Here is a 23,304-nt window from a genome sequence, read left to right on the forward strand (position 1 = left end):
AGGGGGGACCCTGTGGGAGAGTAGGACGCCGCCGAACTCCTTTTGAGAGAAAGCCCCCGTGCCGTATGGCACGGGGGCTTTCTGCGTTTCAGGGCCTGTGCATCAGGACGGGCTCACCAGTCTCGTGTCGTACGCCAGAATCACCGCCTGCACCCGGTCCCGTGCCCCCGTCTTCGCGAGAATGCGGCCCACATGCGTCTTCACCGTGGACTCCGCCAGGTGCAGACGCGTGGCGATCTCCGTGTTCGTCCAGCCCTGGCCGATGACCGTCAGGATCTCGCGTTCGCGGTCCGTGAGCGGCGCCAGGAGGGGATGCCGGGCCGGATCGGCGCCCGCGTCCGCGTCCGGGCCGCCCGGCAGATGGTCGGCGAAGGCCTCCAGGAGACGGCGGGTCAGACGGGGAGCCACCACCGCGTCGCCCGTGGCCACCGCGCGGACACCGGAGAGCAGCTCCTCCGGCTGGGCGTCCTTGATGAGGAAACCGGAAGCCCCGGCACGCAGCCCCGCGTAGGCGTACTCGTCCAGGTCGAACGTCGTCAGGATGAGCACCCGGGACGGCGAACCGGAAGCGACGATGCGGCGGGTGGCCTCGATGCCGTCCAGATCCGGCATGCGGATGTCCATCAGGACCACATCCGGGCGCAGCTGAGCGGCCATACGGACCGCCTCCGCGCCGTTGCCGCCCTCTCCGGCCACCGTCATATCGTCCTGGCTCTCCAGGAGCATGCGGAAACCGAAGCGTTGCAGAGGCTGGTCGTCGACTATGAGGACAGAGGTCACTGAGCGGATTCCTTAAGCGGTGGACGGGCCGGAGTCACCGGCCGGGGCAGGTGGAGACGGACCTGCCAGCCGCCCGTCGGCGCGGGCCGCGGGCCGGCCTCAAGTGTGCCCTCGTACAACGCCGTTCGCTCCCGCATTCCGGACAGGCCGCGGCCCGAGCCGGACCTGGCCCCGGAAGAGCCCCCGGTGCCGGTGTCCGTGATGGTGACCGTGACGCCGCTGTCGTCGTACGTGACGTCGACGGTCGCCGTGACGCCCTGGCCCGCGTGCTTGAGGGTGTTGGTCAGGGCCTCCTGCACCACGCGGAACACTGTGAGCTGCTGGCCCTGGGGCAGGGATTCGGCGCGGCCGTGGAAGGTGCTGCGGACGGGAAGACCCGCGGACCGCACGCCCTCGATGAGGCGGTTCAGGTCGGCGAGGGCGGGCTGGGGTGCGAGGGCGGCGGCCTCCGGGGCGTCCTCGCGCAGGACGTCGAGCAGGCGGCGCAGCTCGTCCAGGGCCTGGCGGCTGGTGGAACCGATGGCGTCGAGAGCCCTGGCGGCGTGCTCGGGAGAGCGCGCCGCGGCGTACTTGCCGCCGTCGGCGAGGCTCGTGATGACGGACAGGTTGTGGCCGATGATGTCGTGCATCTCCCGGGCGATGCGGGTGCGTTCGACGGCCGCGGCGAGCTGGGCCTGCTGGTCGCGCTCCACCTCGAGCTGGCGGGCGCGCTCGACGAGGGCCTGCGTGTAGTCCTGGCGGGACCGCACCGCGATGCCGAGGAGCGCGACGATCGCGTACGCCCACACCTGCGGCACGATCTGCTGGTCCCAACTGCCCTTCGGATAGCGGACCGTGCCCACGACGAGCGGCGCGAGCATCAGCGCGCCCGCCCAGCCGAGCGTCCTGAGCGGCAGCCGCAGCGCGATGCCGAACAAGGCGATGAGCTGGACCAAGGCCACCTGGAGCATGGCCCCGGTGCCGCTGCTGACCAGGCTGAAGGCCACCATGACGGCGAGGGCCGCCAGCGGGTGGCGGCGGCGCCACAGCAGCGGCACCGTGATGCCGAGGGACGTGCCGAGGACGAGCCAGCCGGGCACCTCCGTGTTGTGCGCGATGTTGCGCCAGCCGCCGCCCGTGAAGTCGATGACCCCGGCCGTCACGAAGAAGCCCGTGAGGAGCAGATCCCAGGCGAGGGGGCGGCCGCGGTCGAAGGAGCGCACCCGCTCGACCAGGCGGTGGACGTGCTGGGTCAGCGGATGCTGGTCGGCGGTTCCGGGTTCGCGGGCCACGCGCTCATCCTCGTACATCAGTCGCTCGTACATCAGTCGAAGGAGTCGTTCGTACGTCCATGGGGCGCATGGCCGGGGCTCAGACGTCGCGGCGTTTGAGGAGCGCCGATGCCGTGGTGAGGACGGCCAGCGCCCACAGGGTGAGGGTGAGCAGGGCCGCGCCGGGGGCGATGGTGTTCTCCACGCGGGTGATCGAGCCGAGCGACGAGGCGGCCTGCCCGGGGAAGCAGCGGACGACGGAGTCCACGGCGTCGAACGGCAGCGTCGTCATGATCTCCGGCAGGACCAGGACGGCCGCGACGAACGCCCCGATGCCGCCGGGCACCGAGCGCAGCAGCGCGCCGAGGCCGAGGGCGATCAGGCTCATCAGGGTGATGCCCGCCGCGTTGCCCGCGAGGGCGCCGAGGACGCCGGAGTCGGTGAGGGCGAGCTCCTTGTCGGTGTCCGCGAGCCAGATCTGGGCGACGGCGAAGGTGGTGAGGTTCGTGACGAGGCAGGCGGCGAACGCGACCGCCGTGAAGACCGCGGCCTTGGACCACAGCACGGGCAGACGGCGCGGCACGGCCGTCAGGGAGGCGCGGATCATGCCCGTGGAGTACTCGCCCGCGGTGATCAGGATGCCGAGGACGGCCAGGCAGATCTGGGAGAGCTGGGTGCCGAAGAGGGTGAAGACGACGGTGTCGATGTCGGAGTCGTCGCCGTCGTAGGTGCTGCCCATGGTGATGCCGACCGCGAGGACGAGGGCGCTCCCCGTGAGCAGCGCGATCCAGGTGGTGCGCAGCGTCCACAGCTTGTGCCACTCCGAGCGCAGGACCCTGGCCGGGGTGACCCGGTAGCGGTGGTGAGAGGTGAGCATGGCCGTGGGGGTGGGGGTGGTCGTCGTCATGCCGCCGCTCCTTCCAGAGGTGTGGCGTCCGGTGTCGTCCCGTACTCCAGGGAGTCGTGGGTGAGGTCCATGAAGGCCTGTTCCAAGGACGCGGTCTGCGGGGTGAGTTCGAACAGGGGGATGCCGTGGGCGGCCGCCGTGCGGCCGACGTGCTCGGCGTCGGTGCCGCGGACGTCGAGGGTTCCGGGGGCGTCGCTGGTGAGGACGGTGCCGGGGCCCGCGAGCAGTTCGGCGAGGCGGGCCGCGTCGGGGGATGCGACCCGGACGGAGCCGGTGCCGGATTCGCGGACGAACTTCTCGACGGTGGTGTCGGCGAGCAGCCTGCCCCGGCCGATGATGATCAAGTGGTGGGCGGTGAGGGCCATCTCGCTCATCAGGTGTGAGGAGACGAGGACGGTGCGGCCCTCGGCGGCCTGAGCCTTGAGGAGGGTGCGGATCCAGAGGACGCCCTCCGGGTCGAGGCCGTTGACGGGCTCGTCCAGGATGAGCGTCGCCGGGTCGCCGAGCAGGGCCGCCGCGATGCCGAGGCGCTGGCCCATGCCGAGCGAGAAGCCCTTCACGCGGCGGCCCGCGACGTCCGTGAGGCCGGTGGCGTCCAGGACGTGCTCCACGCGGGAGCGGGGGATGCCGTGGGTGTGCGCGAGGGCCATCAGATGGTGGTACGCGGAGCGGCCCGGGTGCAGGGAGCGGGCCTCCAGGAGCGCGCCCACCTCGGTGAGGGGCGCGGGGTGGTCGGCGTACGCGCGGCCGCCGATCGTGCTGTGGCCGCCGGTCGGGGTGTCCAGGCCGAGCAGCATGCGCATGGTGGTGGACTTGCCCGCGCCGTTGGGGCCGAGGAAGCCGGTGACCGTGCCGGGGCTGATCTCGAAGGTGAGGTTGGATACGGCTGTCTTGGGGTGTTTGCCGCCGTAGCGCTTGGTGAGGGCGTGGGCCTTAATCATGGGTTCGATGGTCGGGGTGGGGTGGGGGGTGGCGCGTCGGACTGGGGTCTTGGGGTGGGGGTGGGGGTAGTACCGGGGTACGACGGGGGGTGGCGGGGTGGCGGGGTGTCCTCGCGGTGCGCCCCAGGCCCGCCCCTTCCCGAAACGGGGGCTGCCGCCCCCGTTCCCCCGCTTAACTGCATTGGCGCTTCGCGCCTCGTCCTCAAACGCCGGACGGGCTGGATTGGGCTGGGTTAAAGCGTTGGGGCGGGCTTGGGGTGCGTGCCTAAGATCGGTGTATGGAACACCTCATACGCTCCGTCCGCGCCGATGAATGGCGGCAGGCTCGTGCGTTGCGGCTGCTCGCGCTGCGGGACCCGGCGGCTCCGGTCGCGTTCTTGGAGACGTACGAGAGGGCCGTGGCCAGGCCCGAGGCGGTCTGGCGGGACCGGGTCGCGGGCGGGGGTCCCCGGCAGTTCATCGCGGAGGGGCCGGACGGCGACTGGGCCGGGTCGGTGACCGTGATGGTGGAGGAGCCGGGAGCGTCCGGCCCGCTCGGGGGCGGTGTCGACGTCCGGCAGGCGCAGATCGTGGCCGTGTACGTCCGGCCCGAGCACCGGGGCACGGGGCTGACCGAGGCGTTGTTCGAGGCGGCCGTGGAGTGGGCGCGGGCGCCGGAGGGGGCCGGGGTCGAGCGGGTGCGCCTGTTCGTGCACGAGGACAACGCGCGTGCCGCGGCCTTCTACCGGAAGTTCGGCTTCGTGCCCAGCGGAGTGATCGTGCCGGTGCCGGGGGACGACGCGGCCATGGAGCACGAGATGGTGTTCGCGCGAGACCCCGGCCGCGGCTAGGGCCCTAGCCGATCAGCTCGTCGTGGGGCCAGCGGGCGCGGCCCTGTTCGCGGGAGCGCAGCAGGGCGAGCGTCGGCATGCCCCGGTCGGTTCCGGAGGCGAGCAGCTCCGGCAGCTGGGGGAGCGGTGCCACCGCCGCCACGTCGTCCAGGACGAGCGTCATGGGCGGGTCGAGGCGGCCGGAGGACGACCGTTCGGCCATGCGGCGGCCGCGTTCGACCACGCTGGAGGCGAGTGCCGTCAGGAGCGGCATCGCGGCGGGGTTGGCCTTCGGGTCCTCGATCGCCTCGCCCACCACGAAGAGCGTGCCGCCTTCGTCGACGAAGGAGTCCAGGGTGAGGGCGTCCGACCGGTTGGGCGTGCAGGACTCCCGTACGTTGACCGTGAACAGGCAGGACAGGGCACGGGCCGTCAGTTCCTGGGCCATGTCGCGGCGTTCCGCGTAGGCGGTGAGCGCGGACTCCAGCTCGCCCGCGGCGCCCGAGCTGGCCTTGGGGTGGGTGCGCAGGACCCGGACGGCTTCCTGGACCTGGGTGCCCTGGGCCCAGCGGTGCACGTGCTTCACGGAGCGGCCGTCGACGGCGGCGGCGTGCAGGAAGCTGCGCAGGAGGGTCTCGGCGGTGTCCGCGACCGCCGTGTCCAGCTTGGCGCTTGGTCTTATCGGGGCGAGCAGGGCGCGGGCGCGCTGGGCGGCCGTGGCCTTGTCCTCGCAGCCGGTGGTGGGCTGCCAGTGGAGGCGGGCCGGGGTGTCGCACAGGTGCGAGGGGTCGTAGACGAGGACCGGGCCCAGCTTGGCGCGGGCGTCCTTGGTCTCCTCCCACAGGGTGGGGTCGGAGGTGATGACGAGGGCGGCGGACTCGGCGTCCGCGATGGCCTCGGCGGCCAGCGGGCGGCGGGTCTCGGGGGTGCCGAGGACCAGGGGGGTGCGGGGGGTGGGGACCGTGGGGGTGCGCTTGGCCAGGAGCGGGGCCGGGTGGGGCTCGGCTTCGGGCGCGGTGTCGTGGCGTTGGCCCGGGGGCTGGGTCGCCGGGGTCGCCGGGTCCGCCTGGGCGGCGGCGGGGGCAGCGGCGGGGGCGGCCTGTGGGTGGCCCGTCGCCTCCGGGGCTTCCGGTGTTACGGGCTCGGCGTGGTGGTCCGCGGGCGGCTGGGGGGCCGCCTGGACCGGGGTGTCCGCGGGGCGGGGCGTCGGCTTGGTGAGGCTCGTGCCGGTCCGCCGGGCCCTGCGCACCGCCCGGTAGCGGGCCAGCGTGCCCATCACGAAGACCGTGAGCACGACCAGGACCATCACCTGGCCGATGAGGAAGCCCCAGAACAGGCCGTAGCCGGAGAGCTGGTCGCGGGGCGTGCCGGGCCAGGCGCCCGCGATGTCGTGGGGCTCCTGGATGAGGTGGCGCACGGCGGGCGGGGTGTTGTTGAACGTGACGTGGTCCGGCCACGCGCCGTGGGCCCACAGGCCCGCGATGCCGGTCGCGGACCACATGAGGACGACCATGCCGAGGACGAAGGCGAGGACGCCCACCAGCAGGGCGTCGGGGACGCCGCGTTCGCGGCCGCGCTGTTCCTGGTAGCGGTCCCCCGGCACGTCAGGCCACCGTCGACCGGGAACCGGCCGGGCCCGTGGGGCCCTCGCCCAGCTGCCGTTCCATGTACGCCGCCCTTTCCTCCGCCTCCCGTTCCGCCGCGGCCAGCGCGTCGTCGGCGAGCAGGTCGCTCGCGGACTCGGTCATGGCGCGGTCGGTGAAGACCAGGGGGCGTTCCGTTTCCGTGATCAGGTGTTTGACCACCTGGACGTTGCCGTTGACGTCCCAGACAGCGATGCCGGGGGTCAGGGTGGGGATGATCTCAACCGCCCACCGGGGCAGCCCGATGACACGGCCCGTGGCGCGTGCCTCGTCCGCCTTCTGGGCGTAGATCGTGCGGGTGGAGGCCATCTTGAGGATGGCCGCGGCCTCCTTCGCGGCGGCGCCGTCGACGACGTCGGAGAGGTGGTGGACGACCGCGACGAACGACAGGCCGAGGCGGCGGCCGAACTTCAGCAGGCGCTGGAACAGCTGTGCCACGAAGGGCGAGTTGATGATGTGCCAGGCCTCCTCGACGAGGAAGATGCGCTTCTTCCGGTCGGGGCGGATCCAGGTGTGCTCCAGCCACACGCCGACGATCGCCATGAGGATCGGCATGGCGATGGAGTTGCGGTCGATGTGGGAGAGGTCGAAGACGATGAGGGGGGCGTCGAGGTCGATGCCGACGGTCGTGGGGCCGTCGAACATGCCGCGCAGGTCGCCGTCCACCAGGCGGTCGAGGACGAGGGCCACGTCCAGGCCCCAGGCCCGTACGTCGTCTATGGCGACGTTCATGGCCTCGGCGGACTCCGGTTCGGGGTGGCGCAGCTGCTCGACGATGTCGGTGAGGACGGGCTGGCGGTCGAGGATGGTCTCGTTGACGAAGGCGTGGGCGACCTTGAGGGCGAAGCCGGAGCGCTCGTCCAGGCCGTGGCCCATCGCGACCTCGATGATGGTGCGGAGCAGCGCGAGCTGGCCGGTCGTGGTGATCGCCGGGTCGAGGGGGTTGAGGCGGATGCCCATGTCGAGGGCGGCCGTGGGGTCGAGCCGGATGGGGGTTATGCCCAGCTCCTGCGCGATGAGGTTCCACTCGCCGACGCCGTCCTCGCCCTGGGCGTCCAGGACGACGACCTGGCGGTCCTTGAAGCGCAGCTGGCGCAGTACGTACGTTTTCTCGAGGGCGGACTTGCCGTTGCCGGACTCGCCGAGCACCAGCCAGTGGGGGGCCGGGAGCTGCTGTCCGTACAGCTGGAACGGGTCGTAGATGTAGCCCTTGCCGGAGTACACCTCGCGGCCGATGATCACGCCGGAGTCGCCGAGGCCGGGCGCGGCCGTCGGCAGGTAGACCGCCTGGGCCTGGCCCGTGGAGGTGCGCACGGGCAGGCGCGTGGTCTCGACCTTCCCGAACAGGAAGGAGGTGAACGCGTCCGTGAGGACGGTCAGCGGATCCCGCATCGCACCTTCACACCCTTAACCGTTGGCCTGGTCGTCGTCGGCACCGCCATGGTCCGTGCCGCCGTGCCCGCCGTCCACGCCGTCCCCGGCGTCGTCGCCGTCATCGCCGGATGCCGGTCGCGAACGGCAGCGTGTTCACAAATGCCCGGTGGTGCTCGCGGTCGCACCACTCCAGCTTCAGATACGACTTTCCGGCCGATGCCCTTATCGTCCGCTTGTCGCGGGCGAGGGCTTCCGGAGAGCGGGACGAGACCGTGATGTAGCCGACGAGGTTGACGCCCGCGGCGCCGCTCGCGAGGTCCTCGCCGCGCTGGTCGAGGCGGGAGTGCGAGGCGATGTCGCGGGGGTCGACGGTGCGGTTCATCTTGGCCTGGCGGCTGGCCTCCGCCTCGTCGTTGGTCTTCTCCGTGAGCATCCGCTCGATGGCGACCTCGGTGGGCTCCAGGTCCATGGTGACGGCGACGGTGCGGATCACGTCCGGGGTGTGGACGAGCAGCGGGGCGAGGAAGTTGACGCCGACGGGCGTCATCGGCCACTCCTTCACCCAGGCCGTGGCGTGGCACCAGGGGGCGCGGGTCGCGGACTCGCGGGTCTTGGCCTGGAGGTACGTCGGCTCCATCGCGTCCAGCTCGGCGGGCCAGGCGTTGCGCTTCGTCATCGCCTGGATGTGGTCGATGGGGTGGTCCGGGTCGTACATGGAGTGGACGAGGGAGGCGAGGCGGCCCTGGCCGAGGGGCTGGCGCACCCGGATGTCCGCCTCCTGCAGGCGGGAGCAGATGTCGGTGAGCTCGCGGGCCATGACGACGGCGAGCCCGGCGTCCTTGTCGAGCTTCCTGCCGCCGTGCGGGCGGGAGGCGCGGGCCATGGCCTGGGCCTCGGCGGCGAGGTCGCGGGAGTAGTGCATGCAGGCGACGAGGTAGGCGCGGTGCTGCTCGCTGCTGGTGGAGACCATCGACTGGAGCTGGTCGTAGGAGTGCTGGAGCCAGGGCAGGGCGCGGTCGTCGCCGCGGGCCGTGACGTCCTTGGCGTGCGCGTCGGGGTCGGCGGGCAGGGTGCGGGCCAGCATCTGAAGGCGCGTCACGAAGCCGTCGCCGTTGGCGACGTGCTTCAGGAGCGTGCCGAACCGGTCGACGAGGGCTTCCTGGTCCTCGCTGTCGCGCAGGCCCACGCCCGGGCCCTCGATCTCGATGGCGGCGGTGACGGTGCGCCGGTCGGCGTGGAGCAGGACGGCGATCTCGTCGGGGCCGAAGGGCGCGGCCAGCCAGCTGATGCGGCCGATGCCGGGCGGCGGCCCGACCTCCACCTCGCGCCCGTCGAGCCGCACTCCGGCCTCGGCGGAGCCGGAGCGGTAGGTGGTGCCGTTCCGCAGGGACCGCTTGTAGCTGCGGTTGATCTCGAACCACTTGTAGAACGTGCGGCCCTTGTACGGGACGTACACCGCGGCGATCGCGAGCAGCGGGAAGCCCATGAGCAGCACGATGCGCGGGGCGAGGAAGGGGATGAGGATGCCGCACATCATGCCGACGAACGCGCCGCCGATGATCAGTGCGATCTCGCCGGTCTCGCGGTTGCGGCCGATGACGGCGTTCGGCCGGGCGCGGCCGATCAGATAGGTGCGGCGGGGCGTGACCGGTGGGGACACATGGGACTGGGTCGTCAACGCCCTTCACCTCCAGTGCTGTTCGTACCGCCGCGGTTGCCCGCGTGCGGGGTGTTCGACGGGCTCGTACGGGGTGGGGGTGCGGCGGAGGGGACAGTTCCGCCGCCGTTCTGGGCGGGGCCCGGCTGTCGGTGGGCGTGCGAGGACAGGCCGCTGCCGACGGCGTTGGCGGTGGCGGCCTGCGGCGGGGTGTCGCCGCCTCCGCCCTGGCCGCCGCCCGCCTTGCCGCCCGGGCGCGCGCTGTGGGTGCGGATGCCCTGGGCGACCCAGGCGGCGGGGGAGTTCAGGGCGGTCGCGGCGCGGTTCTCGGCGCCGCGCATCAGGCGGTTGTTGCGGGTGGCCATGATGTCGTCGCCGAAGCCGGGGATGAAGCGGTAGATGGAGGCGCTGGCGAAGATGGCGAGGAGGATGACGGAGAGCCCGGAGACGACGGCCGAGAGGGAGTCGGGGCCGTCCTCGCCCTGGAGGGCTCCGGCCACGCCGAGCACGATCACGATGATGGGCTTCACCAGGATGATCGCGATCATCAGGCCGGCCCAGCGGCGGATGCGGCCCCAGGTGTTCTTGTCGACGAGGCCGGAGTACACGACGGTGCCGAGCAGCGCGCCGACGTACAGCATCGCGGCGCGGATCACCAGCTCCAGGCAGAGGATGCCGGCGGCGGCGATGGACACGGCGGACACGACGATCAGCATGATCGGGCCGCCGCCGATGTCGGTGCCCTTGTCGAGGGCCTGCGAGAACGTGCCGAAGAACCGGTCGGTGTCGCCGCCCACGGACTTGGCGAGCACCTCGGACACGCCGTCCGTCGCGGACACCACGGTGGACAGGATCAGCGGGGTGAACGCGGAGGCGAGCACCGTCAGCCACAGGAAGCCGATGGCCTCCGACAGGGCGGTGAGCAGCGGCACGCCGCGCACGGCCCGCTTGGTGACCGCGAGCAGCCACACGATCAGGGTCAGGATCGTCGACGCGGCGAACACCACGGCGTACTGCTGGAGGAACCTCTCGTTGGTGAAGTCGACTGCGGCGGTGTCGTTCACGTACTCGGTGAGCTTGTTGACGATCCACGACGCGGCGTCCCCGAAGCCGCGCGCGAGCGAGGTCAGCGGATCGAGCTGCGACAGCGCGTCGTCCTTGGGCGACTTGGGGGTTCCGCTGTCGCCGCCTTCGCCTTGTTGGCAGTACTTCTTGGCGGGGCCGTGGATGAGCGCGCACGGGTCGTCGTCCGGTTCGGCGGTGGCCCGCGTCGCGAACAGGAGGGCCGCGGTCTGTACGGCCGCGACGGCGGCGGTGAGCTTGAGCACGGGGCGACTACCGGGCATAGGTGAACCCTCCGTACCCTTCGACGGCCTCGGCGATCTCGTCGGAGCCGGACGCGCGGTCGTCGCCCGGGACCGGGGCGGGACCGTTCTTCTGGGAGTGCGTGGTGATCTTCCAGTCGCCGGCGGTCCACGTCAGCTTCATGGTGATCGTGAACCAGCTGCTGGTGACGGGCTTGGTGGACCGCTCGCCCGCGAGACCGAGCAGGCCTGAGCACCAGGTCTCCACCGTGGCCTTGCCGCCGGAGAACTCGGTGACCTTGGTGCCGACCGGGCTCGTGCGCGAGACGAACTGGTAGCCGCTCGGGGTGGAGCCGTCCGCGTTCAGACCCACGTTCTTGAAGAAGCCCGCGGTGTACGCCTTGTCGAGATCCGCCTTGAACCGGTTCACGCTGGCGGGGGCCATGATGGCCTTCAGGATGCGGTCGCGCTCGCCCTTGTCGAACATCTCGGCGGAGCCGAGCGCCACCGCGTAGTTCGCGGCCGCGCTCTGCGCCCCCTGCTCACTCTTCGCGAACCCCGACGGAATCCCCCCGGTCTTCCCGTCCACCGGCCGCTGGCCGGTGGGGGCCGTGGGGGACGTCCGGTCGCTCTTGCCGCCGCCGCGGCCGCCGCCGTCGTCGCCTCCGTCGGATGATGAGTCGTCCCGGTTCGCGAAGGCGATGGCGGCGATGAGGAGGACCACGACGCCGATGACGGTGACGAGGCTGCGGGAGGAGGAGCGGCCGCCAGAACGGCCGGATCTGCGCGTCGAGCCGTACCCGTCCGGGCCGTCCCGGTCGGGGAGGCGCGTGCGGGTCTCGCCCGTGCCGCCGAAGAGGTCATCGTCATCGCTCATGCCGCGTACGTCCCCTCAACCTCTTCCTCGGCCGCCGGGCCAGCCAGGTGCGCCAGATACGACGGTAGCCGTGCTGGTTCCCGCGCGGGCGCGGTGTGGTGACTCGACATCAGGGAGTTGCAACCTCAGCCGGTGGGCATGACGGACGGTGGGGAGGAGGGAAGGGGGATGTGCGGGGGCGCCGACGCGGGGTCAGACGGCCATGCCGTACACGATGGTGAACAGCGTGCCGAGTGATCCGATGATGAAGACACCGGTCAGACCCGCGATGATCAGGCCTTTGCCCTGTTCGGCGCTGAACGTGTCGCGCAGCGCCGTCGCTCCGATGCGCTGCTTGGCCGCGCCCCAGATCGCGATGCCCAGGCACAGCAGGATCGCGACGGCCATCACGACCTCGATCATCACGCGCGCTTCGTTGCCCAGGGTTCCGAAGGGACCCCAGTCGGGGGCGATCCCACCGATGATGGTGGTGATGTCGCCCTTCTCGGCTGCCATAAGCATGTGTAACTCACCGCCCCTAGTGGGTTGTTCCTGCACCTCTGCCCACCCCTGCTACCGCGGAGCAGAGGTCGAGGCTCATTGTCGCCGACAATAGGCCCGGAGCGTGCCGCCTTGACGCCATTCGTTGGCCGACTTCGTACGTTTCGTCGTACGCAACCCGCGTCACCGTCCCGCGCCGGGCGCAGAACGGTATACGAAGGAACGTATGGTCACTCTGTGTATCACGCGGTGTGACGCCGGGCAATGAATGCCCGGCGTGGCCACTGACGTCGATTCAGGAGCGGTGGCGTGCGGGGGTCCGGACGGGCCGTCAGGTCAGGTCGTCGAGGTCGCCGAGGCCGCCGCCGAGATCGCCGAGGCCGCCGCGGACGACGTAGGTGCAGTCGGTGTAGCGGTAGCCGCTCTGGACCTTGGCGCCGTCGCTGTGGTCGCGGACGAGGCCGGTGGTGCCGGTGCCGCGCTTGTAGAGGAAGTGGTACTCGCCGGGCGGCAGGCGCAGGGTCTTCTGCGGGTAGCTCCTGCCGCTCGACTTGCAGGCCTTGCTCTTGCCCTCGGCCCGGGTGGCGTACGTCGTGCAGCCGAGGCAGGCGCCGAGCTTGACGCTGCCGGTGACGGGTCCTGTGAACAGGACCTCGACGGCGCTGGGGCCGTCGTTCTTGACGATGAACTCCTGGCCGGAGCCGGGCCCGCGCTGGGCGGGCAGCGAGCGGCCCGCCTGCGGGCGGTCGGCGGCGACCTCGGCGGCGATGGCGATGGTGCGGGCGCGCTCGCGCCTGCCGCTGTCCTTGTAGGTGTCGGCGAAGTCGCGCAGCCGCTTGGCGGCCGCGGTGAACTTGCCGTCCTTGAACTCGTCCACGCCGCAGGCGTACTCGCCGGACTGGACGGCGCGCGCGGCGCGGGGGGCGAGCGGGCCGCCCTTGCCGCCGGGCAGGGACGAGGCGATGGCGCGGATGCTGGCCAGCTTGGTGGTGGCGGAGCAGGGGTCGGCGCCCTTGAGGTCCTTGGCGCGGGCGTCGATGGCGTCGCCGATGGCGGGGACCACCTTGCCGGCGGCCGTGGACTTGGGGAACGTCGTCAGGAGTTCCCGCAGGTGGGTGCCGTCGCCCCGGTCGAGGGCGGTGCTGCCGCACTCGTAGAGGGAGGTCGCGAGCCGGTCGTCGGGCCAGTCGGCGAGGCGTCCCGCGCGGTCCTCGCCGAGGGCGGCGGGCACGGTGCGCAGGTACTTCAGGGGGGCGATGGCCTGGCAGTACTCGCGGTCGGCGTAGGGCGTGGCGACGGACTTGTAGTACGCGTCGAGGCGGTCGGGCACGCGGTCGGCGGCGCGGGAGCCCTCGTGGTCGCGGACGAGGTCGCGGTAGGTGTTGAGGGCGGAGCGGTAGTGGCGCTCGGCGGCGGCGAAGTCGCGGCCGTCCTGGGCTTCGACGAGCCGGTCGGCGGTGTCGAGCCGGTCGAGCAGCATGTCCTCGACGGCCTCGTCCTTGGCGGCTTCGTAGGCGTAGGCGCTGGTGGCGGGCACGGCGAGCAGCAGGACGCCGAGCCCGACGGCGAGGGGTGCGCGCAGCCGCCAGCCGATGGCGGTGCGGCGGGCGCGGCGGGCGGCGTCGGCGGCGGCGAGCGCGAGCAGGGCGGCGTAGCCGATGAGGAGGCCACCGGGGACGCCGTCGACGTCGGCGGGCAGGGCGGCGAACAGCAGCGCGGCGGTGGCCGCCAAGGAGACCAGGGCGGGCAGCCAGGCGCGGATGAGGACGTAGCCGAGGCCGAGCCCGGTGAGGTTGAGCAGCGCGGCGGCTAGGGGCCGCAGCGGCTCCGGCGGCGCGGGCGGCGTCGGGGGCGTGGCGGCGGGGGGCTCGAGGAGCTCGGGCGGGCCGTAGGCGGGCGGCACCGGGGGCGGCGGCGCGGCGGGTGGCGGCGCGGCGGGCGGTTGGGCCGGGCCGGGCGGGGCCTGCGGCGGGCCGTACGCGGGGTGCGGGGCGGGCGGGCCGGGCACGGGCGGGGCGTGCGGCGGTGGCGGTGGGGCGGCCGGCGGAGTGGAAGGCGGAGTGGATGGCGGAGCGGGCGGGCCGAAGCCGCCGGGGGAGCCGCCGGTGGGGCGGTCCTCGGGCGCGGGCGTGTCTCTGGGGTCGTTCGGTTCCATCGGCGGCTCCCCCCAGCCGTGAGACGGAGAACACCGTCATGGGACGTTGAACGTGCGGGACAAGCGGGACAAGCGTGACGTGCGGGAGCGTGGACGCGGCGGCGCTCGGCGTGGTCGCATCCCCATCCCCTAGCGCCCAACGCCCCTACAGTCCGCCACAGTTGGCGCTCCGTCAATTGTCTGTGGCGGTCAGCGTACGCCGCTGAGCGGCTTCAGGAAACAGACTCGGTCGAGTCCCGGCCCGTCGTAGTCGGTGTGCACGGACACGCCGTGCGGCCCCACGCCGTCGCCCGGTTCGACGCGGAAGCCCAGGGCTTGGTGGAAGGCGATGGACCGGGCGTTCGTCGGCGACGTCACCGACCGCACCCGTGTGCGCCCCGCGGCGGCGGCGTCCCGGAAGAACGTCTCGTACAGCTCGCGCCCGACGCCCCGCCCGCGCAGCTCGGGGTCGACGCCCACGAAGTGGATGTACGCCTCCTCGGGGTGGTCGGACGGGTGGAGGCCGACGAGGAAGGCGCGCACGCCGCGCTCGTCCTCCCGGACCAGGCTGGTGCGGGCGAAGAACTGGAGGAACAGCTTCGGAAGGAGCAGGGAGAGCTCGCGCATCTCGGCGGGGCTCCGGTCGGTCCACCAGGTGCGCACGGCCGCGACGATCGCGGCGTGGTCGCCGGGGACGGCCCGCCGCAGCGGTGCCGCCGGTGCCGCCGGTGACGACGCCGCCGTCCGGGGTGGGCGCACCTCAGCTCCCCTCCCTCTCCGTCTCCGTGAAGTGGTCGAACTCGCCCGCCCGCACCCCGAGCACGAACGCGTCCCACTTCGCGCGGGTCGTCGTGACGACGGTGTCCGGGGCGTCGGTCTCGCGCAGGTGGACGGCGTCGCCCGCGCCGAAGGCGACCTCGATCCAGGGCCCTGGCCCCTCGGCGTCCTCGGGGGCGGCGCGGGTCCACTCCAGGGCGGCGGGGCGGTCCGGGGTCGGGTGGGTGTCGGCCACGGGGCGCGTGCTCCTTCGCTGTGGGCTGCGGGCTGCGGCTTCGAGTATCCGCCCCCGCCGGGGCGATCAGCCACCCCGGCATCCACCCCGGGCGGCGATCGCGCCCCTACACTGGGCGCGGCGGACTCCCGGTGGCCGAGGGGTGGTTGACGGTGCGTAAGACGTGGGTGCTCGCGGCCGTCGCGTTCGGCGGGTCCATGAGTTTCATCGCGCTGCTCGTGCTCGGGACGTTCATCGCGGCGGGCAGCCTCACCGGCGGCTCCGGCGGCGGGAACGTCGGCCTCGCCAAGGGCGCCGTGCCCGCCACGTACCAGCCGCTCGTGCAGAAGTGGGGCAACCTCTGCAAGGCCATCAACCCGGCGCTGCTCGCCGCGCAGCTGTACCAGGAGAGCGGCTTCAACCCGCGCGCGAAGAGCCCGGCCAGGGCGCAGGGCATAGCGCAGTTCATCCCGGGGACGTGGGCGACGCACGGGATCGACGGGGACCGGGACGGGGACCGCGACGTCTGGGACCCCAAGGACGCCATCCCGTCGGCGGCGTCGTACGACTGCGAGCTCGCCAAGTACGTGAAGGACGCCCCCGGCGACCCGACGAAGAACATGCTCGCCGCGTACAACGCGGGCGCGTACGCCGTGATCAAGTACGGGGGCGTGCCGCCGTACCGCGAGACGCAGAACTACGTCAAGATCATCACGACCCTGGAGAAGAGCTTCGCCCGGCCCATCGGGCGGGTGCTGCCGTCGCAGCAGGCGGCGGGGGCGATCTACTACGCGCAGAAGAAGCTCGGCACGGAGTATCTGTGGGGCGGGAACGGGACCTCCGACCAGGACGGGCGGTTCGACTGCTCGGGGCTCACGCTCGCCGCGTACCGCAGCGTGGGCATCGACCTGCCGCGCGTCGCCAACGACCAGTACAACGCGGGGCCGCACCCCAAGCGGGACGAGCTGCTCCCCGGCGACCTGGTGTTCTTCTCCGACGACCTGAGCAATTCCCGCGCCATCCGGCACGTCGGCATCTACGTCGGCGGCGGCTACATGATCGACGCGCCCCGGCCCGGCGCGGTGATCCGCTTCGACCCCATTGATACGCCGGACTACTTCGGCGCCACTCGAGTCACCGAAGATGGCGCAAAAGCGGTGCCCAGCGAGCCCCCGGAGAAGCGGGAGAAGAAGCCCGCGAAGCCCGGGAAGGACGGCGAGCCGAGCGGCACGCCGACCCGGCGGCCCTCCGAAGAGCCCTCCGAAGAGCCGTCCGGCAGCCCGTCCGGAAGCCCGTCCGGAAGCCCGTCCGCGCCCTCGGGGGAGCCGTCGCCGGAGGGGACCGAGGTCTGACCGGAGCCAGGAGCGGAGGCGTACGCCCGGCGCACGCGCCGCTTGAGCTGGCTGGAACGTTCCGTTGAAACGCCCCCCTGAGCTGCGGTGATGAGTCTCTCTTCGATAACGTCTGAGTGATCATTCGGTGGAGAGTGGAACGTAGAGAAGGGGACTGTGCGTTCCCTTGACTGGTACAGCACGCACTGACTGGTACAGCACGCACTGGCCACGGGGGTTGATGACAAGGGCGCGCCGCGGGGCGCGCTCCTGAGCGAGAGAAGACAAGGGGCCGCGGCATCATGGCTGGACTCGATACATCCGGGTCGAACCCCGACGTCAGCCTGCTCTACGACATCAACGGCCTGGCGGAGGACTCCCCGGGCTGGTTCAACCGCGTCATGGAGTTCACCGGCGAGTACGGCCTGCTGCTCGCCCTGGTGCTGCTCGTGCTGTGGTGCTGGTGGGGCGCTCGCAAGCGCGGGGCGCTCGACGACGCGGCCACCTCCGTCGCCGCCGTCGTGTGGGCGCCGCTCGCCGCCGCCATCGCCGTCCTCGTGAACGTGCCGATACGGGGCTTCGTGGAGCGCCCCCGCCCCTTCGAGGACCACCAGGGCCTGGAGGTCCTGGTCGGCGGCAAGACCGACTACTCCTTCGTGAGCGACCACGCGACGCTGGCGATGGCCATCGGCGTCGGCCTGTTCGTCGCCAACCGCAAGTTCGGCCTCATCGGGATCGGGCTCGCCGCCCTTGAGGGCTTCTGCCGCGTCTTCATGGGCGTGCACTACCCGACGGACGTCGTCGGCGGCTTCGCGCTCGGCACGGCCGTGGCGCTGCTGCTCTCGCCGCTCGCGATGGCGCTGCTCACGCCCGTCACCAAGGCGATCGCGCGTTCCGGCAGGTCGGCTCGTCTGGTGTGGGCCAAGGAGCACGGGGTGGGGCCGGTGGCGGCGCTGCCGGAGCAGGAGTCCGCGGGGACCGATGAGAAGGGCCTCGCCGCGTAGAGGCGTCCGGCGCCACCGAGCGCCCGGCGCGCCCGCCCCGGCGGCGCAGCAGCCACACCCCGGTGGAGCCCGAGAGCGCGGTGACGGCCGCGGAGAGCAGGGCCAGCGGGCCCGCCGCCGGGTGCACGGCGGCCGTCGCGGAGTGGGCGGCGGCGGGGGTGCCCGCCAGGGCGAGCACCAGGACGACCGCCGCCACCGCTATGCGTATGTGGGTACGTGTCATGCACTCAGGCCAGCGGTCCGGCGTCCGCCGGGCCACCCGGGGGCGGCATCGGCGGGGCCGAACGGGTTCAGGCCGGGGCCGTCGGAGTGGCGGCCCGCCGGCCCTGGCGGGCCCCGTGGGCCCGGTGGCTCACGGGGCCTGCGGGAAGTGGCTCACAGGGCCTGCGGGAAGCTGAAGAAGCGCGTCGGGTCGTACGTCTTCTTCACCTTCTTCAGGCGGGGCGCGGCCTGCCCGTAGTACGCCTCGCGCCAGTTGGTGAGCGTGGGGTCCGTGTAGTTCTGGTACGCCGCTCCGGAGGCGTGCCGCCGCATCGCGCCGTGCGCCGACGTGAGCCAGGCCTGGGCGGTGGTGCCCGCGGTGCCGGGGCGCCAGGAGGCGATGTACTGGGCGAGCATCCGCGAGCGCCGGTGCACGAACGCCGTCGCGGTCGGGTCGACGCGGTTGATGGCGCCGCCGAGCGCGGTCAGGGCGATGCTGCCCGCGGTGCCGCGCTCGCCGCGGACGTGCTCGATCTGGGCGAGCAGCGCGCGGATTCCGGCCGCCGAGAGGGAGCGGTCGAAGAAGTCCGAGCGGGCCGCGTAGGTCTCGCGGCCGAGCGCGCCGGTCGGGGTGCGGCCCGGCGTCTTGCCCGGCAGATGGCACTGGGCGTCCGTCGGGAACGAGGAGCAGCCCGCGTACACCTCCATCGCCTGCTCGTAGCCGCGGCGCTTGAGGGAGACGCTGCGGGCCGAGGCGCCGGCCTTGTCGGCGAGGCGGTCGACGGCGTTCTGCAGTTCGCCGTACGTGCCGAGCGAGAACGCGGCGACGGAGATCGTGGGCGTGCCGCCGGGGACGGCCGCGAGGTGCAGCGAGGACCAGATCTCGTCCGGCTGCGCGGGGCCCCACTGCTGCCAGGCCTTCACCACGGCGGCGGCCTTCGCCCACGGCCAGGTCAGATACGCCGAGACGGCCTGCGGGGCCGGGTGCGTGCGGAACGTCAGCTCGGTGACGACGCCGAACTGGCCGTTGCCCGCGCCGCGCAGCGCCCAGAACAGGTCCTTGTGCTCGCTCTTGTCGGCCCTGATCAGCTTGCCTTCGGCGGTGACGAGCGTCGCGGAGGTGAGACTGTCGCAGGTCAGGCCGTACGCGCGGGAGACCACGCCGTGGCCGCCGCCGAGGGTCAGGCCGCTGATGCCGACGGTCGGGCAGGAGCCCGCGGGGATGGTGACGCCCTTCGCGGCGAGCGCGCGGTAGACGTCGATGAGCTTGGCGCCGCCGCCGATGGTGGCGGTGGTGCCGGAGGCCCGCGTGCGGTTCAGCTTGGAGACGTCGAGGATCAGACGTCCTGTGCCCGAGGACCAGCCCGCGTAGGAGTGGCCGCCGTTGCGGACCGCGACGGGGACGTCGTGGGCGCGGGCGTAGGCGAGGGTGGTGCGGATGTCGTCGGGGTGCGCCACATAGGCGACCGCCGTCGGCTTCAGGCTGTCGAAGCGGGTGTTGTACAGCTGGCGGGCGGTCGCCCACTGGGACTCGTTGGGGCGTATCAGGGTGCCGTCCAGGTCCCGGGCGAGCGCGGTGAGGTTGGCGGCGGCGGAGGAGGCCGCCGTCCTGATCGGGGTGGTGCCGCTCGCGGTGCCCGCGGGGGTGCCGGTGCCGGTGGCCTTCGCCGCGCGGCCGCCGCTGTCGCCGCTGCAGGCCGCGGTGCCGACCGCCGCGGCCGCCGCGGCCGCCGTCCCCATGAACGTACGTCGTGCCAGCTGTCCCATGTGTCCCATGTGCCCTCCCGTTGCCGTCCCGAACAACGAGACGACACCGAGGGCCGAGGGGTTCCGGGGACGCGGCCGGTCAGGGGGTCTCGCTGTGGGCCTCGGCGTCGGCGCGGGCCTTGCTGCGGGCGCGGCGCGCGGGTCCGCGCCAGCCGCAGCTGCACCGAGCGGCGCAGAAACGCCCGTTCTCGACGGTGGTCGTGCGGTGCGGTGGGCTCTGCTGCTCGGGCACGGTGCCACGGTACGCCGACCGGGTGAACGCGGTGCCGCGTGACGACACCTCGGGCGCCTCGTTAGTCGGAACGACGGGGTCGGGACGTCGCTCGGCGCGTCGCGAGGCCGTGGAGAGGCTGGGGGTCGGCAGGGCGATGGGGCAGCAGCGCAGGCGCACGGGCACAGCGGCGGCCGCCACGGCCGCGACGGCGGGTCTCCTGACGCTCGCCGCGCTCGTCACGGGTTGCTCGGGCGGCGGGGCCGCCGCGAGCGACGACCCCGCCCGGCTGGTGCGGGACGCCGCCGACGCCCTGGTGCGCGTGGGCAGTTCCCGGGCGCGTACGTCCATGGAGCTGGACAGCGGCGGTACGCGCGTGACGATCCACGGCCGGGGGGCCTACGACTACCGGCGGCGCCAGGGCCGCATCGCCGTGGTGGTGCCGCGGGACGCCGGGGGCGGGGGCGGGCGGGCGGCGCCCGTCACCGAGGTGATGAAGGGCGGGGACCTGTACATGAAGAACCGTGGGGCCGGGGTGCCCGCCGACAAGTGGGTACGGGTCGAGACGGCCTCCCTGGCGGACGGCAACCTCGTCACGGGCGGCGCGACCGACCCGCTGGTCGCCGCCGAACTGCTGCGCGGGGCGCGGCAGGTGACGTACGTGCGCGCGACGCGGGTCGACGGCGTGCCCGTGCGGCACTACCGGGGCGTGGCCGAACTGGCCCGCGCGGCCTCGGCGGCGTCCGCGCAGTACCGGGGCGCGCTGCGGGCGGCGGTGGCGAAAGGGTTCAGCAAGGGGCGGGTGGGTTTCGACGTGTACGTGGACGAGCGGGGGCGGCCGCGCGAGCTGCGGCACCGGTTCCAGGTCGCGGGCGCGGAGGTGGCGTCGACCACGTCGCTGTACGCGTTCGGGGCGCCGGTGCGGGTGCGGCTGCCCGCCGACGGGGACGTCTACTCCGGGAAGATCGCCGGGGGTTAGGGGCCTGGGTTAGGGGCCTGGGGAAGGGGCCTTCGGCCCGTGGCCGGTAGTCGCAAAATGGTCCGTCCGTGCCATGCGCGGTACGTAGGGCGCTCCCTACTCTAGAAAGCCGGTACCGGCTTTAACCGTGGTCAGGAAGAGGTGGTGAACGTGGCTCTGGTGCGCGGCACGGCGGTTCAGGACCACGTTGCCCTCGCCGAGATCGAGCTGTGCGGCGAACTCATCATCGCGGCGTCCACCGCGCGGGGGGAGCGGCTCAGCGCCGACCGGATCGACGAGGTGCTGCAGGTGGCGGGCGGGCGCGACGACGACGCGGGCCCTGGCGGGGGCTGAACCGGTTCCCGTGGGCCTTGGCGGGGGCTGCCGGTTCCTGCGGGGCCCTGTGGCAGGGGCTTGCCGGTTCCTGCGGGGCCTGTGGCAGGGGCTTGCCGGTTCCTGCCGTCCGCCGGTCCTTCTTCCGCGGGCCGTCCCCCACGCCCCCGCCGCTACCGCGGCGAGATCCCGCCGCGCTCCGCGCGGCGTCTTTCCCACCCACCCACCCGTGCCCCCCACTCACCACGCGAGCGTAAGCGCACCGCCGTGCGGGCTGTGGTTCGTCAGGCGAGCTGGGGTGGGTGCGTGACTGTCCACGCGCCACGCGAGCGCCAGCGCCCCGCCGTGTGGGTTGTGGTCTGTCGGGCGAGACGGGGTGGGTGCGTGACTCCCCTCTCACCATGCGGGTGTGAGCGTCCTGCTGTGTGGGTTGTGGTCTGTCGGGCGAGTTGGGGTGGGTGGGTGACTCCCCACTCGCCATGCGGGTGTGAGCGTCCTGCTGTGTGGGTTGTGGCCTGTCAGCGAGCTGGGATGGGTGGGTGACTCTCCACTCGCCATGCGGGTGTGAGCGTCCTGCTGTGTGGGTTGTGGCCTGTCAGCGAGCTGGGATGGGTGGGTGACTCTCCACTCGCCACGGGAGCGCCAGCGTCCCGCTGTGCGGGTTGTGGCCTGTCGGGCGAGGTGGAGTGGGTGGGTGACTCTCCACTCGCCACGCGAGCGCCAGCGCCCCGCCGTGTGGGTTGTGGCCTGTCAGGCGAGACGGGATGGGTGCGTGCCCCCCACTCACCACGGGAGCGCCAGCGTCCCGCCGTTCCCCCGAGGCCTGTCAGGCGAGGGGGTGGGTGGGCAGGACCAGCCCGTCAGGTGAGAAGGGGCGGGTGGGTGGGGGGAAATAGCCCGTCCGGCGTTTGAGGACGAGCGCGCTAGCGCGATTGGGGGCGCCGTGAGGCCGGTCAGGGGAGGAGGGCGGGTGGGTGGGGGGAAGCCCGTCCGGGGGCTGAGGGTGAGCGTGGTGGGGCTATCGGGCTGCGCCTGAGGTCCGTCAGGGGAGAAGGGCGGGTGGGTGGGGGGAACAGCCCGCCCGGCGCCGAGGGCGCGTGTGGTGGCGCGATCGGGCCCGCCCTCAACGTCGGGCGGGGTGGGGGCGCGGCCCGCCCGGCGATGAGGGCGGGCGCGGCGGCGTCACGTCCGGAGCATGCGGGCGATCGCCTTCGTCGCCTCCTCCACCTTCGCGTCGATCTCGTCGCCCCCCTTGAGCGCCGCGTCCGCGACACAGTGGCGCAGGTGCTCCTCCAGGAGCTGCAGGGCGAAGGACTGCAGCGCCTTGGTGCCCGCCGAGACCTGCGTGAGTATGTCGATGCAGTAGACGTCCTCCTCGACCATGCGCTGCAGGCCCCGGATCTGGCCCTCGATGCGGCGCAGCCGCTTGAGGTGCTCGTCCTTCTGCTTGTGGTACCCGTGCGTCTGGTGCCCCGCGTGCTCCCGCGCGGTGTCCGCGGAGCCGGAGGGCGCTTCGGTGGTCGTGGCCGCCGCGGCCGCCGTGGCCGCCTCTGTCGTCGTCATCGCGTCCTCCTGTGCATACCCCTGGTGGGTATAGGGTACTTGATTTCTCGGGTGGTGTGCTGATCACTGTGCCTGATGGGCGACACTGGGGTATGGCCGGTTAGCCGTGGCCAGATGATGCGCCTAGCATCAGCCTGACCGCATCCAAAGCACCCCGAGGACCCCACGTGCGATTTCGTCTGACCCCCAGGGAGACGAGCTTCTACGACATGTTCGCCGCATCCGCGGACAACATCGTCACAGGCTCCAAGCTCCTGATGGAACTGCTCGGGGCCGACGCCTCGGCCCGAGCCGAGATCGCAGAGCGTATGCGGGCCGCGGAACACGCGGGGGACGACGCGACGCATGCGATCTTCCACCAGCTGAACTCCTCGTTCATCACGCCGTTCGACCGCGAGGACATCTATTCCCTCGCGTCCTCGCTCGACGACATCATGGACGCCATGGAGGAGGCCGTCGACCTGGTCGTCCTGTACCAGATCGAGGAGCTCCCCAAGGGCGTCGAGCAGCAGATCGAGGTCCTCTCGCGCGCCGCGGAGCTGACCGCCGAGGCCATGCCGCACCTGCGCACCATGGACAACCTCACCGAATACTGGATCGAGGTCAACCGCCTGGAGAACCAGGCCGACCAGATCCACCGCAAGCTCCTCGCGCACCTCTTCAACGGCAAGTACGACGCCATCGAGGTGCTCAAGCTCAAGCAGATCGTGGACGTACTGGAAGAGGCGGCCGACGCGTTCGAGCATGTCGCCAACACCGTGGAGACCATCGCGGTCAAGGAGTCCTGAG

22 protein-coding genes are annotated in these 23,304 nt (G+C 72.4%); 6 read left to right on the top strand and 16 right to left on the bottom strand.

Annotated features, from left to right (window positions below; genetic code table 11):
* Positions 1 to 102: 102 nt before the first annotated feature.
* The 4 genes from AC07A4_RS40680 to AC07A4_RS40695 form a co-directional block, all read right to left on the bottom strand.
* Positions 103 to 780, bottom strand: a complete 678-nt coding sequence (locus AC07A4_RS40680) for a response regulator (protein WP_478609476.1) — start codon at positions 778 to 780, stop codon at positions 103 to 105.
* A complete protein-coding gene (locus tag AC07A4_RS40685; RefSeq protein WP_478609621.1) occupies positions 777 to 2,069 on the bottom strand; it encodes a sensor histidine kinase in 1,293 nt (430 codons plus the stop codon). The genes AC07A4_RS40680 and AC07A4_RS40685 overlap by 4 nt, the downstream gene beginning before the upstream one ends.
* 61 nt (positions 2,070 to 2,130) lie before the next feature.
* Positions 2,131 to 2,937, bottom strand: coding sequence for an ABC transporter permease (locus AC07A4_RS40690; RefSeq protein WP_478609478.1), 807 nt, complete (start codon positions 2,935 to 2,937; stop codon positions 2,131 to 2,133).
* Positions 2,934 to 3,878, bottom strand: coding sequence for an ABC transporter ATP-binding protein (locus AC07A4_RS40695; protein WP_478609481.1), 945 nt, complete (start codon positions 3,876 to 3,878; stop codon positions 2,934 to 2,936). Before AC07A4_RS40695 ends, AC07A4_RS40690 begins: the two co-directional genes overlap by 4 nt.
* 278 nt (positions 3,879 to 4,156) lie before the next feature.
* On the opposite strand from AC07A4_RS40695, the gene AC07A4_RS40700 reads away from it, so the two are divergent.
* Positions 4,157 to 4,708, top strand: a complete 552-nt coding sequence (locus AC07A4_RS40700) for a GNAT family N-acetyltransferase (RefSeq protein ID WP_478609484.1) — start codon at positions 4,157 to 4,159, stop codon at positions 4,706 to 4,708.
* Between the two features lie 4 nt (positions 4,709 to 4,712).
* Here the strand turns inward: AC07A4_RS40700 and AC07A4_RS40705 are convergent, their stop codons facing one another.
* From AC07A4_RS40705 to AC07A4_RS40745, 9 genes are all read right to left on the bottom strand, one after another.
* Positions 4,713 to 6,200, bottom strand: a complete 1,488-nt coding sequence (locus AC07A4_RS40705) for a type IV secretory system conjugative DNA transfer family protein (protein WP_478609623.1) — start codon at positions 6,198 to 6,200, stop codon at positions 4,713 to 4,715.
* Positions 6,201 to 6,291: 91 nt separating this feature from the next.
* Positions 6,292 to 7,722 (bottom strand): ATP-binding protein, encoded by a 1,431-nt coding sequence (locus AC07A4_RS40710; protein ID WP_478609487.1) that lies wholly within the window; start codon positions 7,720 to 7,722, stop codon positions 6,292 to 6,294.
* 100 nt (positions 7,723 to 7,822) lie between these two features.
* Positions 7,823 to 9,382: an SCO6880 family protein gene (locus tag AC07A4_RS40715; RefSeq protein WP_478609489.1), complete on the bottom strand. Its 1,560-nt coding sequence runs from the start codon at positions 9,380 to 9,382 to the stop codon at positions 7,823 to 7,825.
* Positions 9,379 to 10,707: a hypothetical protein gene (locus AC07A4_RS40720; protein ID WP_478609492.1), complete on the bottom strand. Its 1,329-nt coding sequence runs from the start codon at positions 10,705 to 10,707 to the stop codon at positions 9,379 to 9,381. The genes AC07A4_RS40715 and AC07A4_RS40720 overlap by 4 nt, the downstream gene beginning before the upstream one ends.
* Positions 10,697 to 11,542, bottom strand: a complete 846-nt coding sequence (locus AC07A4_RS40725; protein ID WP_478609495.1) for a DUF8175 domain-containg protein — start codon at positions 11,540 to 11,542, stop codon at positions 10,697 to 10,699. The genes AC07A4_RS40720 and AC07A4_RS40725 overlap by 11 nt, the downstream gene beginning before the upstream one ends.
* Positions 11,543 to 11,734: 192 nt before the next feature.
* Positions 11,735 to 12,043, bottom strand: coding sequence for a hypothetical protein (locus AC07A4_RS40730; protein ID WP_478609497.1), 309 nt, complete (start codon positions 12,041 to 12,043; stop codon positions 11,735 to 11,737).
* 310 nt (positions 12,044 to 12,353) lie between these two features.
* Positions 12,354 to 14,030 (bottom strand): hypothetical protein, encoded by a 1,677-nt coding sequence (locus tag AC07A4_RS40735; RefSeq protein WP_478609500.1) that lies wholly within the window; start codon positions 14,028 to 14,030, stop codon positions 12,354 to 12,356.
* Positions 14,031 to 14,366: 336 nt separating this feature from the next.
* Positions 14,367 to 14,915 (bottom strand): N-acetyltransferase family protein, encoded by a 549-nt coding sequence (locus AC07A4_RS40740; RefSeq protein WP_478609503.1) that lies wholly within the window; start codon positions 14,913 to 14,915, stop codon positions 14,367 to 14,369.
* A 1-nt stretch (position 14,916) separates the two neighbouring features.
* Positions 14,917 to 15,168 carry a DUF397 domain-containing protein gene (locus AC07A4_RS40745; protein ID WP_478609505.1) on the bottom strand — a complete coding sequence of 84 codons (252 nt, stop codon included), beginning with the start codon at positions 15,166 to 15,168 and terminating at the stop codon, positions 14,917 to 14,919.
* A 197-nt stretch (positions 15,169 to 15,365) separates the two neighbouring features.
* Between AC07A4_RS40745 and AC07A4_RS40750 the strand changes: the two genes are divergently transcribed.
* Positions 15,366 to 16,499, top strand: a complete 1,134-nt coding sequence (locus tag AC07A4_RS40750) for a C40 family peptidase (protein ID WP_478609625.1) — start codon at positions 15,366 to 15,368, stop codon at positions 16,497 to 16,499.
* A 281-nt stretch (positions 16,500 to 16,780) separates the two neighbouring features.
* The gene (locus AC07A4_RS40755; protein ID WP_478609507.1) at positions 16,781 to 17,482 is read left to right on the top strand and encodes a phosphatase PAP2 family protein; all 702 of its coding nucleotides are present in this window, start codon (positions 16,781 to 16,783) and stop codon (positions 17,480 to 17,482) included.
* A gap of 375 nt (positions 17,483 to 17,857) precedes the next feature.
* On the opposite strand, the gene AC07A4_RS40760 is transcribed toward AC07A4_RS40755, so the two are convergent.
* Both AC07A4_RS40760 and AC07A4_RS40765 read right to left on the bottom strand, forming a co-directional pair.
* On the bottom strand, positions 17,858 to 19,441 hold the full coding sequence (locus AC07A4_RS40760) for an FAD-binding oxidoreductase (protein WP_478609628.1): 1,584 nt from the start codon (positions 19,439 to 19,441) through the stop codon (positions 17,858 to 17,860).
* 88 nt (positions 19,442 to 19,529) lie between these two features.
* Positions 19,530 to 19,682 carry a hypothetical protein gene (locus tag AC07A4_RS40765; RefSeq protein ID WP_478609509.1) on the bottom strand — a complete coding sequence of 51 codons (153 nt, stop codon included), beginning with the start codon at positions 19,680 to 19,682 and terminating at the stop codon, positions 19,530 to 19,532.
* A 136-nt stretch (positions 19,683 to 19,818) separates the two neighbouring features.
* Between AC07A4_RS40765 and AC07A4_RS40770 the strand changes: the two genes are divergently transcribed.
* Positions 19,819 to 20,640: an SCO4651 family lipoprotein gene (locus AC07A4_RS40770; RefSeq protein ID WP_478609630.1), complete on the top strand. Its 822-nt coding sequence runs from the start codon at positions 19,819 to 19,821 to the stop codon at positions 20,638 to 20,640.
* 141 nt (positions 20,641 to 20,781) lie between these two features.
* Complete coding sequence (locus AC07A4_RS40775; protein WP_478609512.1) at positions 20,782 to 20,973, top strand: hypothetical protein; 192 nt, start codon at positions 20,782 to 20,784, stop codon at positions 20,971 to 20,973.
* A gap of 1,161 nt (positions 20,974 to 22,134) precedes the next feature.
* Here AC07A4_RS40775 and AC07A4_RS40780 read toward each other — a convergent pair.
* Positions 22,135 to 22,515, bottom strand: coding sequence for a metal-sensitive transcriptional regulator (locus AC07A4_RS40780; protein ID WP_478609515.1), 381 nt, complete (start codon positions 22,513 to 22,515; stop codon positions 22,135 to 22,137).
* 167 nt (positions 22,516 to 22,682) lie between these two features.
* On the opposite strand from AC07A4_RS40780, the gene AC07A4_RS40785 reads away from it, so the two are divergent.
* Positions 22,683 to 23,303 carry a DUF47 domain-containing protein gene (locus AC07A4_RS40785; protein WP_478609517.1) on the top strand — a complete coding sequence of 207 codons (621 nt, stop codon included), beginning with the start codon at positions 22,683 to 22,685 and terminating at the stop codon, positions 23,301 to 23,303.
* Position 23,304 lies beyond the last annotated feature (1 nt).

Source organism: Streptomyces sp. NPDC043996, from assembly GCF_056435225.1.

Excerpts from the sequence above, each read along its gene's own strand:
- AC07A4_RS40685 (WP_478609621.1), bottom strand. The coding sequence starts at position 2,069 with ATGTACGAGGATGAGCGCGTGGCCCGCGAACCCGGAACCGCCGACCAG.
- AC07A4_RS40690 (WP_478609478.1), bottom strand. The coding sequence starts at position 2,937 with ATGACGACGACCACCCCCACCCCCACGGCCATGCTCACCTCTCACCAC.
- AC07A4_RS40695 (WP_478609481.1), bottom strand. The coding sequence starts at position 3,878 with ATGATTAAGGCCCACGCCCTCACCAAGCGCTACGGCGGCAAACACCCC.
- AC07A4_RS40700 (WP_478609484.1), top strand. The coding sequence starts at position 4,157 with ATGGAACACCTCATACGCTCCGTCCGCGCCGATGAATGGCGGCAGGCT.
- AC07A4_RS40705 (WP_478609623.1), bottom strand. The coding sequence starts at position 6,200 with ATGGTCGTCCTCATGTGGTCCGCGACCGGCATCGCGGGCCTGTGGGCC.
- AC07A4_RS40710 (WP_478609487.1), bottom strand. The coding sequence starts at position 7,722 with ATGCGGGATCCGCTGACCGTCCTCACGGACGCGTTCACCTCCTTCCTG.
- AC07A4_RS40720 (WP_478609492.1), bottom strand. The coding sequence starts at position 10,707 with ATGCCCGGTAGTCGCCCCGTGCTCAAGCTCACCGCCGCCGTCGCGGCC.
- AC07A4_RS40725 (WP_478609495.1), bottom strand. The coding sequence starts at position 11,542 with ATGAGCGATGACGATGACCTCTTCGGCGGCACGGGCGAGACCCGCACG.
- AC07A4_RS40730 (WP_478609497.1), bottom strand. The coding sequence starts at position 12,043 with ATGCTTATGGCAGCCGAGAAGGGCGACATCACCACCATCATCGGTGGG.
- AC07A4_RS40750 (WP_478609625.1), top strand. The coding sequence starts at position 15,366 with ATGAGTTTCATCGCGCTGCTCGTGCTCGGGACGTTCATCGCGGCGGGC.
- AC07A4_RS40755 (WP_478609507.1), top strand. The coding sequence starts at position 16,781 with ATGGCTGGACTCGATACATCCGGGTCGAACCCCGACGTCAGCCTGCTC.
- AC07A4_RS40770 (WP_478609630.1), top strand. The coding sequence starts at position 19,819 with ATGGGGCAGCAGCGCAGGCGCACGGGCACAGCGGCGGCCGCCACGGCC.
- AC07A4_RS40780 (WP_478609515.1), bottom strand. The coding sequence starts at position 22,515 with ATGACGACGACAGAGGCGGCCACGGCGGCCGCGGCGGCCACGACCACC.